This is a genomic window from Rhabdonatronobacter sediminivivens (assembly GCF_013415485.1).
Taxonomy (GTDB): Bacteria; Pseudomonadota; Alphaproteobacteria; order Rhodobacterales; family Rhodobacteraceae; genus Rhabdonatronobacter; species Rhabdonatronobacter sediminivivens.
The window spans coordinates 24,650-39,784 of sequence record NZ_JACBXS010000033.1 but is presented as its reverse complement, the minus strand read 5'-3'; the positions used below and the strand labels follow the sequence as shown (position 1 = coordinate 39,784).

Here is a 15,135-nt window from a genome sequence, read left to right as displayed (position 1 = left end):
ATGATCTCCGTTCTGTGTCGCAACTGAACAGAATCACAACCTGCTGAATTCACTCAACTCATTTCCGATTGGCCTCTGAGGCATCGAACACTCATCAGCCTTCGCAGACCGAAGCGGAAGGCCTGCCCGAAAGAGACGGATACATGATTGAGTTATAGACCCTTTCGCCGCCACCCCTCCACCAGGAGCCGATATCCATCTGGTGGAGATGGCCCTCTACATTGATGCCGCCGACATTTGTGCCGCGGCAGGGTATCATGAAGGTGTCCTCGTAGAGCACATGTTCGCGTCTGGCCGCGTCATACTCCGTCAGCTGAAACTTGACTTTGGTGTCGGTCGTGTAAAGGGGGTAGTGGCTTCCGGCCACTTCCAAACGAAGCCGCTTGCCTGCCCAGTTGAGTGGCAAGCTGCGCCGTGCCGTGTCCTGCGCCGGGAGCGGGAAACCGCCTTCGACAGCGCTCATCGAGTAACCGAGAGCTACGGTTGTGGCGTAGCCGAACGCTTGGCCAAACCTGTAGAGCCTTCTGCTATCATCACAATTGCCACCAGGAATAAAGGCAACATAAATGTTCGAGTAGCTGACAGGCCCCATACCGCCGCTCAATGTGCGAAAACCGAATCTTGCCATAGCGAAATCCAATTCTTAGTATGTGCACAATTCTACTTCGAGACAGGGTTTGAGTCCACGGGAACGTTCGACGAATAGCGGACCGGGGTCGGAAGCGGGCAATTCGGGTCCGCGGACTGCGCGCTGCGGTAATGATATTCGGCACCCGCAACCTCGTTCGCAATCGGCGACGCAGTCCGGGTTCTTGCTTCGGATGACCGGTTTGTCCGCTTCTGTGCCATTGGCATCATGGCGCAGCATTCGTCGCAGACGGTCGGCGGTACTGCACAGGCTTCTCCTGCCCGGTGGCGACCGCCCGAAGGCGCAGTCACGGTTGACCGCGGCGGGCGGTGCACTTAATCTGGATGACTCCGCTCCCCACAGCGCAGGATATTGCCCATGAGCCGCTTTGCCGCCCCGATTGCCGAACAGATCTGGGACATGAAATACCGGTTGAAGGCCGCGGATGGCACCGCGCTGGATGGCAGCGTCGAAGACACCTGGCGCCGGATCGCCCGCGCGCTGGCTTCGGTCGAAGCCACCCCTGACGCGTGGGAGGAGCGCTTCTATGATGCGCTGTCCGATTTCCGCTTCCTGCCGGCGGGCCGGATCATCGCCGGGGCGGGCACCGACCGTTCGGTCACGCTGTTCAACTGCTTTGTCATGGGCACCATCCCCGACAGCATGGCCGGTATCTTCGACATGCTGAAGGAGGCCGCGCTGACCATGCAGCAGGGTGGCGGCATCGGCTATGATTTCAGCACCATCCGCCCGCGCGGGGCGCCGGTGCAGGGGGTGGCGGCGGATGCCTCGGGGCCGCTTTCGTTCATGGATGTGTGGGATGCCATGTGCCGCACCATCATGTCCGCGGGCTCGCGCCGGGGTGCGATGATGGCCACCATGCGCTGCGATCACCCCGATATCGCCGATTTCATCACCGCCAAGCACGATGCCGCGCGGCTGCGGATGTTCAACCTGTCGGTGCTGGTCACCGATGCCTTCATGGAGGCGGTCAAGGCCGATGGTCCCTGGGATCTGCAATTCGGCGGGCGGGTCTATCAGACCGTGCCGGCGCGCGATCTGTGGAACCGGATCATGCGCGCCACCTATGACTATGCCGAGCCGGGCGTGATCTTCATCGACCGGATCAACGCCGCCAACAACCTGCATTACTGCGAGACCATCGCCGCCACCAACCCCTGCGGCGAACAGCCCCTGCCCCCCTATGGCGCCTGCCTGCTGGGGTCGATCAACCTGGCGCAACTGGTGCGGGACCCCTTCACCCCCGCCGCCCGCCTGGACCCGCAGGCGCTGGAGGATCTGGTCCGCCTGGCCGTGCGCATGATGGACAATGTGGTCGATGCCAGCCGTTTCCCGCTGGAGGCCCAGGCGCAGGAGGCGCGCGCCAAGCGCCGGATCGGGCTGGGGGTGACGGGGCTGGCCGATGCGCTGATCATGCTGGGGCTGCGCTATGGCGGCGACCCGGCGGTGGCGCAGACGGAAAGCTGGATGCGCGCCATCGCGCGGGCGGCCTATTTCGCCTCGGTCGATCTGGCGCGCGAAAAGGGGCCGTTTCCGCTCTTCGATGCTGACGCCTTCCTGGCCTCGGGGATGATGCAGGCCATGGATGACGACCTGCGCGCCGCCGTGCGCGACCACGGTATCCGCAACGCGCTGCTGACCTCGATCGCGCCCACCGGGACCATCAGCCTCTATGCCGGCAATGTCAGTTCGGGGATCGAGCCGGTCTTCGCCCATGAATACACCCGCAAGGTGCTGCAGACCGATGGCAGCCGGACCGAGGAGAAGGTCCAGGACCATGCCGTGCGCCTGTGGCGCGAGCTGCACGGCGACACCCCCCTGCCCGACTATTTCGTCAACGCCCAGAACCTGGCGCCCATGGACCATGTGCGGATGCAGGCGGCGGCGCAGAAATGGGTGGACAGTTCGATCTCGAAAACCATCAACTGCCCCGAGGATATCAGCTTCGACGCCTTCAAGGATGTCTACATGGCCGCCTGGGACATGGGCTGCAAGGGCTGCACCACCTACCGGCCCAATGATGTCACGGGTTCGGTCCTGTCGGTGGCGGAAAGCTCCGAAGCCACGCCCGAAGCCGATACCGGCGCCGATGTGGTCTATCTCTCCACCCCCTTCGACCGCCCCGAGGCATTGGAGGGCCATACCTACAAGCTGAAATGGCCCGGGTCCGAGCACGCGATCTATGTCACAATCAATGACACGGTTATCAACGGCCACCGCCGCCCCTTCGAAATCTTCATCAATTCCAAGAACATGGAGCATTTCGCCTGGACCGTGGCGCTGACGCGCATGATCTCGGCCGTGTTCCGGCGCGGGGGCGATGTGAGCTTCGTCGTCGAGGAGTTGAAGGCCGTCTTTGACCCCCGCGGCGGGGCCTGGGTGCAGGGACGGTACATCCCGTCGATCCTGGCGGCCATCGGTGGCGTGATCGAACAGCACCTGATCCGCATCGGCTTCATCGCCGGTGAGGGGCTGGGCCTGAAAACCGACCCCGAGGCGCAGCGCATGGCCGTGGGCGAGGCGCCACTGGGCCGCGTCTGCCCCTCCTGCGGCGCCCCCGAGATGGTGATGATCGAAGGCTGCATGACCTGCCGCGCCTGCGGGCACAGTAAATGCGGCTGACCGACGCCACCCGTGGGACGCTCGTCTGGCTTTGACGATCAATGACTCCGGGGCCTGTGACCGCCGGTAAGTTCGGTGATCAGCGAGAGGGCGTGATGCTCTTGCGGACGCGGCGGCCCCCGTCAGGGCCTTGCGGTGCCGCGGATATGCATCCTGGGTGGAGGCTCCGTCACGCGTTGTATTCTGCGCTCAACTCCTCCAGCCCGGCCTCCATGATGTCGAACATTTCCTCGATCTGGGCCTCGGAGATGATCAGCGGCGGCGAGAAAACGGCCATCGCCCCGAACGGGCGCAGAAGCAGGCCGCGCCTTTCGCAGGCCGCATCCAGCCGCGCCCCGAATTGCAGATCCTTGGCATAGGTGGGATCATGCAGATCGGGGCGGCATTCGATACATCCCAGAAGCCCCATGCCGCGTACATCCCCGACGATGTCGAACCTGTCGGCGATCCGGCGCATGCGGCTGTGGAACTGCGGCGTGACCCTGCGGACATGGCCCAGGATATCCTCGCGCTCCATGATCTCGATATTCGCAATGGCGGCGGCGCAACTGACCGGATGCCCGGAATAGGTGTAACCGTTATAGAACACATCCTGACCATCCGGGGCGGACACGCGCGCCATGAGCGTATCGGAAATGACGCAGGCCCCCAGGGGCAGATAGCCCGAGGTCATCCCCTTTGCCATGGTGATGATATCCGGGGTTACCCCGAACGCATCATCCGAGGCGAACCAGTGGCCCAGCCGGCCAAAGCCGGTCACGACCTCATCCGAGATATAGAGGATGTCATGGGCGCGGCAGATCTCGAACGTGCGGCGGTGGTACCCCTCGGGCGGGACGATCACGCCGCCGGAACACAGGATCGGCTCGGCGATGAAGGCGCCGATCCGGTCCGCCCCCAGCGTGGCAATGGCGTCCTGCAGATCGGCCACCTTGGCATCGCACCACGCGGCCATGCTCATGCCCGGGGGGCGGCGATAGGGGTTCACGTCCGGCAGGAAATGGACAAGATCACTGGCCTTGTCGAACTTCGCCTCGAAACGCTCCTTGCCGGTCACGGTCGAAGCCAGATAGGTTGAGCCGTGATAGCCCTTTTCGCGGGCCAGGATGACCTTCTTGTCCGGCCGCCCCAGGCGATTGTTGAAGAATTGCATGAAACGCAGCGCGGTATCCACCGCGGTTGAGCCGCCGGTGGTGAAATGGACGGTATTGAGGTCACCGGGCGTGCGCGCGGCAATCATATGGGCCAGTTGTGCCGTCGGTCCCGATGTTGCGGTCCAGGGTGAGGTATAGGCCATCTTCATGGTCTGTTCGGCGATGGCGCGGGCCATTTCGGCGCGCCCATACCCGATCTGGACACACCACATGCCACCCGGCCCGTCGATGAAGCGCCGCCCCGCCCCATCCCACAGATAGATGCCTTCAGCGGTATCGACGCGCATGTAATCTGCCTTGCGCCAGCTTTTCACCTCGGCCCAGGGGTGCAGATGGTTCTCACGGTCCCAGCGCGTCAGGTCATCGGCGGCGGGGGTATTGGCAAGCAGGTTCATCAGGGGCTCCATTTTGCGCCAGGGTACAGGGATCTCCTGCGCGTTGCAAATTTATTTGAGCGCTCAGATAAAATTTTTCTGCTGATCTTGCGCCCCTGCTGTGCCAATAGGGAAGCTGGCACAGCGATGGGGCGTGGTCATGCAGGCTGACAGGAAGCCGCGCAAACAGCGCAAGGAAAATGCCCGGATGCGGCGGCGGCAGGTGCTGGATGCAGCCCGGCGGTCGATCCTGCGCCATGGGCTGGCACGGACGACCCTGGCAACGGTCGCCGAAGAAGCGGGCCTGTCCCAGGGGGTCGCGGTATTCTATTTCGACACCAAGGCCGCGTTGCTGACGGAAACCCTGCGCGACCTCTATCAGGGTTATGAAGATCACTGGCAGGGCGCGCTCGATGCTGCGCCCCCGGACGCGGCGGCGCAGCTTCAGGCCCTTGTTGCCGCGGATTTCGATCTGGCCGCCTGCGGGCCAGAGCTTCTGCCGCTCTGGTTTGCCTTCTGGGGCGAGCTGCATTTCCAACCCAGCTACGACGCGGTGGCCGAGGATTTCGATGCGCGCCGGCGCGAGGTTCTGACCCGCATCTGGCGCGACCTGCTGCCCCCGTCCAGGGCCGCAGAGGCGCCATGCCATGCCGACTGGACGGAAACCCTGACCGATGGCTACTGGCAGCGCATGCACCTGTCCGCGGGCCATATCGACCGCCACCACGCCCTTGCCGCAACGCGGGCCGCCATCGCGCGTCTGGCCCCGTGGATGGATGCGCGCGCATGACCTGATGTCAAACCCGCGCGCGTTTGATCCGGGGGCGCGCCCTGCTTTCTGTCGGCGCAGGGGCGGTCATGGAAGCCGCGAGAACCCGGCCCAGCCCGGCGGCGCTGACGATAGAGGCCGGACCGTTCTGCCACAGGCACCCGGGGGCAATGCAGGCGGCACCCGCCGCCCACCGCAGGACTTCAGCCCGTGCGCCGAAAATTTGTGCATGACAGATTTGCGTTTCACCGCTCATGCCGCGATAGTCGGGGACATCTGGGCGCAGTCGGGGGTGAGCGGATGGCTTCAGGCAAGGACAACGCGGCGCTCCGACAGGCGGCCAGCGACCTGGGGCTCCCGTTCTGCGGCTTCGACGCGGGCACCCTGCGCATCCTTGACGTGAACGACATCCTGTCCAGGAGCCTTGGCTACAGCGCGGATACCCTTGAGGCGATGACACTGGAGGCGCTTCTGGCGCCTGGGGAGGCCGGGGCATTCAGGACCGCACTCGCCGGGCTGGGCCGCAGTTTCACGGATCTGGGGCAGTGGCATCTGCGACAGCACGCGGGCGGGTGGTGGCCCGTCACGATACGCGGCCGCCAGCTTGCCACCGATGCCGCGCCCCTTGTGTGCGTGACCCTGCAGGAGGCCCCGCCCCGGGGCGCGCCACCGGATGCGGCCGAACAGGGCGTGGACCTGCGCCTGGCGCAGAACCTGCTAAACATTGGTATCTGGAAGTTGGACCTCGCAACCGGCCAACAGAGCTGGTCCGAAAGGGTGTTCGACATATGCGGCCTGTCGCCCGAGGATGGCGAACCCGGGTTCGATGGACTGCTTGCAATGATCCATCCGCAGGATCGCGCGCAGATGGCTGCGGAACTGGAACGGTTCCGCCGCTCGCGCGAGACGACATTCGCGTTCCAGCACCGCCTTCTCAGACCGGATGGGCGCATGGTGCATCTGCGCGGCATCTCCGAACGTGTCGGATCAGGTGAGGATGCCTGGCTGATCGGCGCTCTGCAGGATGTCACGGGTGACGTCCGCGCGCGGGAAGAGATGTCGGAAGCCCTGCAGATGCGGCGCATCACCGCGCGCATGGCCCGCATGGGAAGCTGGCGGGTCGATCTCGACTCGCCGCGCATGGCCTGGAGCAGCGAGATGGCCGCCATCCATGAGCTTCCTGAAGGGACCACCCTGTCGCTTGAGGAGGGCATGAGTTTCTACGCGCCCGACTCCCGCGACAAGGTCCGCACCGTGTTCAACGCCTGCGTGATCGAGGGGACACCCTTTGACGAGATCCTGCAGATCATAACCGCCAGGGGCAACCGCGTCTGGGTGCGGGCCATCGGTGAAGCCGTGCGCAACGAGGCGGGCGACATCGTCGCCGCGCAGGGGGCGTTCCAGGATGTCTCGGAACTCCTGGCGGCACGCGCCAAGGCGCAGGTGCTCTCGCGGCGGCTGCACAGGACGCTGGACAGTATCAGTGACGGGTTTGTCCTTCTTGACCAGAACTGGCGCTTCCTGTTCGTGAACACCCGCGCCGAACAGATCATCGGGCGCAGCCGCGCGGATCTGCTGGGCAGGAACAACTGGGACGTGTTCCCCGAAGCCGCCGGCACCATCATCCAGCACGAGTATGAGCGCGCGCTCGGAAGCGGAAAGCCCGTTCGGTTCCGCGTCTTCTTCCCGCCGCTTTCGATGATGCTCGAGATCGACGCCGAACCGACGCCCGAAGGTCTGGCCGTCTATTTCCGCGACATCACCCGAGAGCACGCACGCGAGGAAAGGCTGCGGCTGTTGGAAACGGCAGTCTCGCGCCAGAATGACATCCTGCTCATCACCGAGGCCGAACCCATCGACGGCCCTGACGGCCCGAAGATCGTCTATGTCAACGAGGCCTTCGTGAAGCACACCGGCTACAGCCGCGATGAGGCGATCGGCGCGACCCCGCGCATCCTGCAGGGGCCAAAGACCGACCGCGCCGAGCTTGACCGCATCCGCGCGGCGCTGGAGCACAACCGCCAGGTTCGCGCCGAACTGATCAACTACACCAAGGCAGGCGCGGAAATCTGGCTGGAGATCGACATCGTGCCCATCACCGATGAGGGCGGCCGGTATACACATTTTGTTGCCGTGCAACGCGACGTCACGCAGCGCAAGCGCGCCGAGGAAGAAATCCGCCTCAACCAGGAGCGATTCCGGCTGGTGACGCAGGCCACGAATGACGTCATCTGGGACTGGGAAGTGGCCGCCGACAGGCAATGGTGGAATGAGAACCTGCAGACGCTTTTCGGCTATGATCGCACAAGGATCGAGCCGGGAACCGAGTCATGGGAGACCCGCCTGCACCCCGAGGACAGGGACAGGGTGGTGTCAAGCATCAACGACCTGATTGCCGGTTCGGGGGCATTCTGGTCGGGGGAATACCGCTTTCGCCATGCTGACGGGCATTACCTGACAGTCATCGACCGCTCCTACGTCATCCGCAACGCCGCAGGAAAGGCAATCCGGATGCTGGGCAGCATGACCGATGTCACCAGCCAGCGGGACATGGAGAACCGGCTGCGCCAGTCCCAGAAGCTCGAGGCCGTGGGACAGCTGACCGGGGGCGTGGCGCATGATTTCAACAACCTGCTGACGGTGATCCTCGGGAATGGCGAACTTCTGGCAAGCCAGCTGGCCGATCGGCCGCGCCTGCGCGCCCTGGCCGACATGACCGTCACCGCCGCCGAGCGCGGGGCCGAACTGACCAACCGGCTGCTGGCCTTCGCGCGCAAGCAGCCGCTGGTCCCGCGTGTTACGGATGTCAGCATCCTGATCCACGGCGTGGATGACATGCTGCGGCGCACATTGCCCGAAAGCATCGACATCCGGATCTTTCGTGCCGCCGACCTGTGGCAGGCCGAGATCGACGCAAGCCAGCTGGAGGCCGCGCTCCTCAACCTCGCGCTCAATGCCCGCGACGCGATGCCCGACGGCGGCCACCTGACAATCGAGCTGGCCAACGCCGTGCTTGACAAGGATTACGTCACCCGCGAGCCGGAACTGGCGCCCGGCCGATACGTGTTGATCACCGTGACCGACACCGGCGGGGGCATGGCGCCTGACGTGCTGGAGCGCGTGTTCGAGCCCTTCTTCACCACCAAGGAGATCGGCAAGGGCTCGGGGCTGGGCCTGAGCATGGTCTACGGCTTCGTCAAGCAGTCGCGCGGCCATATCCGCGTCTATTCGGAACCCGGCGAGGGCACCTGCGTGAAGCTGTATCTGCCGCGCTCGGATGATGCGGACACGCAACCGGGGGCCGATGACGGCGCGGGCCAGATCGTCGGCGGCCCCGAGTTCATCCTTGTCGTCGAAGATGATCCGATGGTGCGCGAGCATCTGGTGGCAAGCCTCATCGGGCTGGGATACCGGGTCGAGGCGGCGGAAACCGGACCGCAGGCGCTGGAGATCCTGCGCGATCGCCCCGGGCTTGATCTGCTGTTCACCGATATCGTGCTGCCCGGCGGGATGAACGGGCGGGAGCTCGCCGATGCGGCGCGCGCCCTGCGTCCCGGGCTGAAGGTGCTCTTCACCTCCGGCTACAGCGAAAACGCCATCGTCCATCACGGCCGCCTGGACCCGGGGGTGGAACTGCTCAGCAAACCCTACCGGCGCGACCAGCTTGCCACCAAGGTGCGCAAGGTCCTGGGCAACGGCTAGCGTCCGGCCCCACGCGGAACCATGCGCCCGGCGGCGCGGCGATCTGCCTGGCGGGCGCGGCGTTGCCGCGTCCACCGGCCCGGCGGCAGTGGCCGGACCAAGCATCGTTGCAATGGCCATGTCCTGAGGGGGTGCAGCACGCTGCGCGCCACGGATCATTCCGCCGCCGGAGGGTCCCGTTCATGCCCATGCGGTTGATGCAAGGCGCGTCTTGCGCGCCGCCCCGCAACTGCGGCAAACCCCGCCGAGCCCACGAAATAGGCGCCGATCCCCAGGCATTGCGCCGGGAAATCGATCCCGAGGTCGATCAGCATCCCGGTAATCGCCGGCCCGAGCGCCGTTCCAAACACCATGAACGCGGCCATCATCGCCCGAATTGCACCAAGGTGACGGGTCCCGAAGACCTCGGCCCAGTAGGTCGCCATCATGGTAACGTGCATCCCCACGCCCGCGCCAATCAGGATTATGCCGAACCCTCCGAGCGGAACCGTGCCCGCCAGGGCAAAGACCAGATAGCCCGCCGCCATCGGCAGCAGATAGAACGCGGCCAGGCGCGTGCTTCCAATCCGGTCCACCAGCCAACCGGCAACCAGCATGGAGGCCACGCTGGATGCGGTGTAGAACGGAAAGGTCGAAACCAGCGTCAGATGCGCCCATCCCTTGGCCTCGGCGACATGGACCTGATGAAAGAAGAAGGCCGTGTTCCAGGCCGCAGGCCCCATCAGCGCAGGAACCATCAGCCAGAATACCGAATGACGGAACGCGGCGCCGCGGGTCCACATCCGCCCCTCCATGCCGCTGCTTCCTGTGGCCTGAGCAAAGGACTGCGGGGTGCGCTCATGCCGCAGAAGCGCCCACAGGACCGGCGCCATCGCAAGGAGCACGCAGGCCGCGACAAGCCACAAGGCCCGCCAGTCGAAAGCGACCAGAAGGGCTGCGAAGGTGATCGGCAGAAACGCCTCGCCCATTGCCACCCCAAGCCCGGCGATCGAAACGGCGCGGCCACGGGCGGCGACGAACCAGCGCGCCATCGCCACCATTGCGGCATGGCCCATCAGCCCCTGACCGGACAGGCGCAGCAGAAAGATCACCGCGACCAGCATCCAGAGGTCGCCGATCCAGGCCATGGACCCGGCGGCCAGCGCCAGCCCGATCAGCACCCCCACACCGATCTGGCGCACACGGAACCGGTCGGTCAGGCTTCCGGCCCAGATCATGACCAGTGCCGAGCTTGTGGTGGCCATGGCGTAGATCGCCCCCCAGCCGCCATGCGACAGATCGAAAGCGGCGCGAATCTCGCCCGCAAAGACCGCGATGAAGAAGGTCTGGCCGAAGCTGGACGCAAAGGTGAGCAGGAACCCCGCCGCCAGCCAGGGCGCATTCGCGCGCAGAAAGGCTGAGAGTTCCCTCATCCCTGCGTCAACGCGCGCAATCGATGCAGCGCATCAGCGCCGGATCACGGTCCAGTGGCGCGGTCCCGATGACATCGCCGCAATCACTGCGCCAGCCGAACGCGGCACCCTCCCGCCGCCGCTGGGCAAACTTGATGGCCGTGCGGCGGACGGTTCGGCGGGCCTCCTGCCCGGCCGCCATGGTCTGATACTGCATCGCGTCCATCCGGTTTCGCCGCCCCTCGCCTTGCTGATCCGGCGCCTCCGGTGCCAGCGCCGCCACCGCCCCGGCCAGCGGGCGGGGGCGGTAACGTGCGGGCGGCTCGGTTTCCGAAGGGTCCGTCATGCGGTCATCTGCCCAGAACCCCTGCCCCCTTGCAAGAGCGGACCCTCCCGGTCGCGGTCGGCGCGGTGATCGGGCGCGGAAACCCGCGCGTCTTGCCGTTCCTGACCTGCCCCCGCGCCGCATCGCCGGGCAGGTCAGGGTCTTCTGGCAGGCATTGGTTTCGCCGCCAGGCGGCCTGCGCTGACAGGGTTGCGCGGGGTTCCGGCCAGCCCGCGCGCGGCGCATGGCGCGGATGCCCCGCAGGACCGTTCAGCCATGACAGGGCGCAGGCCTGGGGCGGTGATCTCAGCCCGGGTCGAAGCCGAGGCGGGAGAGCGCGTCGCCGCTGTTGCGCAATGCGGCTTCGAATGCGGCCAGCGCCTCGGGGTCCCGGGGGGTCCCCGGGACGGCGAAGTCGTAATGTTCGTCGGCCACGGGCAGAAAGCCCAGCCCCATCGCCTCGGCCACCGGGCGGATGGCCATGCCCCAGTCGGCCCGGCCCTGCGCGACGCTGGCGGCAACGGCGTTGTGCGAGGCGGGCTGGTTCCAGTAGCCGGGCGGGCGCGCGCCCTGCAGCAGCCGGTCGAGGAGCACGCGGGTGCCTGATCCCTGATTTCGGCCCACCATGATCGCCTCCGGGTCGGCCAGCGCGGCCGCGAGGGCCGCATCCAGCCCACGCCCCTCGAAACGCGGATCGCCGGGGCGGAACAGCAGCCCCTGCATCCGCCGCCAGCCGGGGATCAGGCGCATCCCCTCGCTCAGGAAGGGGCGGTTGTAGGCGCCGCTTTCCGGATGCAGCAGATGGATCGGCGCAATATCGCATTCGCGCCGGCGCAGCGCCGCCAGCCCACCCTGCGAGCCGGTGGCGAGGATGCGCGCGGCCAGGCCAGCGTCAACCAACCGCGCGACCACGGCATCCAGCCCCACGCAATGGCTGCCGACGATGGCCAGCCGCGGAGGGGCCACATCCGCGCCAAAGAGCGTGACCTCGGCCTCGGTGCCCGGCGCCAGGCTTTCGGCCAGGGCGGGCACGGTCAGGAACCCGTCGGCCTGGGCAAAGGCGGTCACCGCGCCCGAGCCCTTGGCGACCGGATGCGCCACCAGCCCGTCCGGCCCTTCGGTCAGCGCAACCATGGCAAACTCGGTCCGCCCCAGTTCCGATGTCAGGCGCACGGGCACGGTCGCACTGACCCGCGCCGCCCCGCGCGGCGGCAGCCCGGCCATGGTCCGCAGGGCGGGGGCCACCAGCTCGTGGAAGGTGAACATGGCCGAGGTCGGAAACCCCGGCAGCACCGCCACCGGCTTGCCATCGCAGACCGCCAGGCACAACGGCTTGCCGGGCTTGAGCGCCACGCCATGGGCGACGATCCCCGGCGCGCCCAGCCCTTCGATCACCTGCACCGTCAGATCGCCCGCACCCTTGGAGGTGCCGCCCGAAAGGATCAGCCCGTCATGCCCGGAAAAGGCTGCGCGCACCGCCTTGGCCAGCGCCTGCGGGTCATCCGGCACGGCACCCAGATGCACGGCCTCGCAGCCGTTCTCACGCAGGGCGGCGGCGATGACGGGGCCGTTGGAGTCATAGACCCCGGCGGGACGCAGGGGTTGGCCGGGGGCGATCAGTTCGTCCCCCGTGGACAGCACCGCCACCCTTGGACGGCGCCAGACGGTGGCCTGGTCCAGCCCGACGGCGGCCAGCATTGCGACCTCACGCGCGCCGATCACCGCGCCCTTGCGCAGCAGCGTCTGCCCACGCGCGATATCCGATCCGGCAAAGGACACATGCGCGCCGGGCGCCACGGCGCGGGCCACGGCAATGCCGTCGCCTTCGGGGTCGGTATGTTCGATCATCACCACCGCATCGGCGCCGCGCGGGATCGGACCGCCGGTGGCAATGGGGGTGGCGGTGCCAGGGGCCACTGCCAGGCGCGGGGCGGTCCCGCAGGCGATGGTTTCGGCATTGAGCCGCAGATGCACGGGTTCGGCGCCCGAGGCCTCGAACAGATCGGCCGAGCGCACGGCAAAACCGTCCACCACGGCGCGGTCAAAGGGGGGCGCATCGACGGCGGCGGATATATCGGCGGCCAGCACCCGGCCGGGCAAGTGATCGAGGGACAGATCCTCGGGACCCAGCGGGGCGGGGTTCAGGGCGGCCAGAAAGGCGGCCTCGGCATCATCGCGCGACAGCACCTGCAGGAACTGGTCCTGCGCATGCGTCAAGGGAGGGGCAGGATCAGGCATGGGTCATCCGAAGGGCAGATCAAGCGGGGTTGCCGACAGGGCTGCACCGGCGGGCAGCCCTTCGCTTTCCGGGGGCAGGATGGCAAAGCCCCGGGCGGCGGCCAGCCCCGAAAGCGTGACCAGACCCGCAGGCTGCGCCAGCCAGCCGTCATCGCTTTCAGCCAGCAACACCAGTTCCGACAGGCCCACGGTCGCGGTCAGCTTGCGCGCCAGCGGGCGGGTTTCGGCGCCGGGCACCGCCCCGCCCAGGTGCGCCAGCGCAGGCAAGGCCAGCCCCAGAAGCGCGGCCACCATGGCATCGAAGCGGGCCGGAACCTCCAGCACCAGCCCCCTGGTTCCGTCCGCAGGCGACAGCCAGGCGGTCTGTGCAGGCGCAAGGGCCAGCCGGGGGGCATGGTCCTGCACCGGGCGCAGGGTCAGATCCGCCGCGCCCTCGCACTCCACGGCGCCAAGTGTGGCAAGCCAGCCGCGGGCAAAACCTGCCTGTTCCGCATCCTCCAGCGCCACCGCCACGCGCGGGCGGCGCAGGGGCAGCGCATCGATCCCCGCGCGCGCCGCGATCAGCCCGTGCCGGGGCGCAAGACGCCGGCCCGCGGCGACCAGGATGGCCCCCGCGCGCCCGTCATGGCCTGCGCGGCGGATACCTTCGCCCGGGGTCACGGGGCGGATGGCCTCGATCAGGCCGGGGGGCGTGTCGGTGCCCTCCTCGGGCAACACCGCATCGGTGCCCGGGGGCATCGCCGCGCCCGGGGCCACGCGCTGCGGCGCATCCAGCGCCACCGGCGATCCGCCGCTTGCGCCCACCAGATCCAGCGCCGCCACGGCAAAGCCTGCGCAGAGCGCCTCGGGGGCGGGGGGCAGATCATGGGGCAGCACAAGATCACGGGCCAGGACATGGCCGCAGCCCTCCCACGGTGCCACCATCTCCGGGGCAACGGGTGCGATCCCGTCCAGCGCCTGCGCAAGGCAGGTCTCAAGAGGCGTGAGGTGGCTCATGGCGCTGAGATAATCCGCCGCCGCGCAAAGAACAATGGCACCCGGGGCGCGCGCGGCACCGGCGCCCGGGCATGCAGGTCCCGGCCCGGCGCGTTACGCGGCGCTGGGGAAGAAGAGCTGTTCGCCGCCCACAGTGAAGTCGGCAATCGCGGCCTGGCCTTCGTCGGAGGTGACCCAGTCGATGAACGCCTGCCCCTGTTCGGCCTTCACATGGGCGTGACGTTCAGGGTTCACGAGGATGATGCCATAGGGGTTGAACAGCACCGGGTCGCCCTCGAACACAATCTCCAGATCGCCGCGGTTCTCGAAACTCAGCCAGGTGCCGCGGTCGGTGAGCGCATAGGCCGGGACCTGGGCGGCGGTGTTCAGCGTCGCCCCCATCCCCGAGCCGGTGGACAGATACCAGCGGCCCGCAGGCGCCACCCCGGCGGCGGCCCAGAGGTTCGCTTCGGCAACATGGGTGCCACTGTCATCCCCGCGCGAGGCGAAGGCGGCCTCGGCTACCGCGATCGCGGTCATGGCCGCCGTTGCGTCAGCCGCCATGCGCACTTCGGCAGGGTCATCGCCCGGGCCGACGATGACGAAGTCGTTGTACATCACGTCGAAGCGTTGCACGCCGTAGCCATCGGCGACGAACTGCTCTTCCTGCGCGCGGGCATGAACGAAGACCACATCGGCGTCACCCCGCCGCCCGGTCTCCAGTGCCTGGCCGGTGCCCTGGGACACAACGCGCACTTCGATGCCCGTTTCCTCCTGAAACATCGGCAGGATATGGCCAAACAGGCCCGAATTCTCGGTCGAGGTGGTCGAGGCGACGGTGATGAAGTCCTGCGCGGTGGCGGGCAGCGCGGCAATCAGCGCAAGCCCCGATGCGGCGGACAGGATGAAGCGGCGGGCATGGGTCATGGGGCGCTC

At 67.1% G+C, this 15,135-nt stretch carries 10 protein-coding genes; 3 read left to right on the top strand and 7 right to left on the bottom strand.

Annotation, left to right across the window (positions count from 1 at the left end; all coding sequences use genetic code 11):
* Nucleotides 1-94: 94 nt before the first annotated feature.
* Nucleotides 95-628: a hypothetical protein gene (locus HUK65_RS14180; protein ID WP_179906931.1), complete on the bottom strand. Its 534-nt coding sequence runs from the start codon at nucleotides 626-628 to the stop codon at nucleotides 95-97.
* 378 nt (nucleotides 629-1,006) lie between these two features.
* On the opposite strand from HUK65_RS14180, the gene HUK65_RS14175 reads away from it, so the two are divergent.
* Complete coding sequence (locus HUK65_RS14175; protein ID WP_179906930.1) at nucleotides 1,007-3,271, top strand: adenosylcobalamin-dependent ribonucleoside-diphosphate reductase; 2,265 nt, start codon at nucleotides 1,007-1,009, stop codon at nucleotides 3,269-3,271.
* A 169-nt stretch (nucleotides 3,272-3,440) separates the two neighbouring features.
* Here HUK65_RS14175 and HUK65_RS14170 read toward each other — a convergent pair whose 3' ends face one another.
* Nucleotides 3,441-4,820 carry an aminotransferase gene (locus HUK65_RS14170; RefSeq protein ID WP_179906929.1) on the bottom strand — a complete coding sequence of 460 codons (1,380 nt, stop codon included), beginning with the start codon at nucleotides 4,818-4,820 and terminating at the stop codon, nucleotides 3,441-3,443.
* A 139-nt stretch (nucleotides 4,821-4,959) separates the two neighbouring features.
* Here HUK65_RS14170 and HUK65_RS14165 point away from each other — a divergent pair, with 139 nt between their 5' ends.
* Nucleotides 4,960-5,589 (top strand): TetR/AcrR family transcriptional regulator, encoded by a 630-nt coding sequence (locus tag HUK65_RS14165; protein WP_179906928.1) that lies wholly within the window; start codon nucleotides 4,960-4,962, stop codon nucleotides 5,587-5,589.
* Between the two features lie 279 nt (nucleotides 5,590-5,868).
* Nucleotides 5,869-9,270 carry a hybrid sensor histidine kinase/response regulator gene (locus HUK65_RS14160; RefSeq protein ID WP_179906927.1) on the top strand — a complete coding sequence of 1,134 codons (3,402 nt, stop codon included), beginning with the start codon at nucleotides 5,869-5,871 and terminating at the stop codon, nucleotides 9,268-9,270.
* Between the two features lie 155 nt (nucleotides 9,271-9,425).
* Here the strand turns inward: HUK65_RS14160 and HUK65_RS14155 are convergent, their stop codons facing one another.
* The 5 genes from HUK65_RS14155 to HUK65_RS14135 form a co-directional block, all read right to left on the bottom strand.
* Nucleotides 9,426-10,682, bottom strand: coding sequence for an MFS transporter (locus HUK65_RS14155; protein WP_179906926.1), 1,257 nt, complete (start codon nucleotides 10,680-10,682; stop codon nucleotides 9,426-9,428).
* Between the two features lie 7 nt (nucleotides 10,683-10,689).
* A complete protein-coding gene (locus HUK65_RS14150; RefSeq protein WP_179906925.1) occupies nucleotides 10,690-11,007 on the bottom strand; it encodes a TraR/DksA family transcriptional regulator in 318 nt (105 codons plus the stop codon).
* A 285-nt stretch (nucleotides 11,008-11,292) separates the two neighbouring features.
* Nucleotides 11,293-13,203 (bottom strand): molybdopterin biosynthesis protein, encoded by a 1,911-nt coding sequence (locus tag HUK65_RS14145; RefSeq protein ID WP_235442162.1) that lies wholly within the window; start codon nucleotides 13,201-13,203, stop codon nucleotides 11,293-11,295.
* A 24-nt stretch (nucleotides 13,204-13,227) separates the two neighbouring features.
* Nucleotides 13,228-14,220, bottom strand: coding sequence for a MoeA family protein (locus HUK65_RS14140; protein ID WP_179906923.1), 993 nt, complete (start codon nucleotides 14,218-14,220; stop codon nucleotides 13,228-13,230).
* 93 nt (nucleotides 14,221-14,313) lie between these two features.
* Complete coding sequence (locus HUK65_RS14135) at nucleotides 14,314-15,126, bottom strand: substrate-binding domain-containing protein (RefSeq protein WP_179906922.1); 813 nt, start codon at nucleotides 15,124-15,126, stop codon at nucleotides 14,314-14,316.
* Between the last annotated feature and the right edge of the window lie 9 nt (nucleotides 15,127-15,135).

Bases quoted from the DNA above. Each gene is read 5' to 3' on its own strand.
- HUK65_RS14180 (WP_179906931.1), bottom strand. From the start codon at position 628: ATGGCAAGATTCGGTTTTCGCACATTGAGCGGCGGTATGGGGCCTGTC.
- HUK65_RS14175 (WP_179906930.1), top strand. From the start codon at position 1,007: ATGAGCCGCTTTGCCGCCCCGATTGCCGAACAGATCTGGGACATGAAA.
- HUK65_RS14170 (WP_179906929.1), bottom strand. From the start codon at position 4,820: ATGAACCTGCTTGCCAATACCCCCGCCGCCGATGACCTGACGCGCTGG.
- HUK65_RS14165 (WP_179906928.1), top strand. From the start codon at position 4,960: ATGCAGGCTGACAGGAAGCCGCGCAAACAGCGCAAGGAAAATGCCCGG.
- HUK65_RS14160 (WP_179906927.1), top strand. From the start codon at position 5,869: ATGGCTTCAGGCAAGGACAACGCGGCGCTCCGACAGGCGGCCAGCGAC.
- HUK65_RS14155 (WP_179906926.1), bottom strand. From the start codon at position 10,682: ATGAGGGAACTCTCAGCCTTTCTGCGCGCGAATGCGCCCTGGCTGGCG.
- HUK65_RS14150 (WP_179906925.1), bottom strand. From the start codon at position 11,007: ATGACGGACCCTTCGGAAACCGAGCCGCCCGCACGTTACCGCCCCCGC.
- HUK65_RS14140 (WP_179906923.1), bottom strand. From the start codon at position 14,220: ATGAGCCACCTCACGCCTCTTGAGACCTGCCTTGCGCAGGCGCTGGAC.
- HUK65_RS14135 (WP_179906922.1), bottom strand. From the start codon at position 15,126: ATGACCCATGCCCGCCGCTTCATCCTGTCCGCCGCATCGGGGCTTGCG.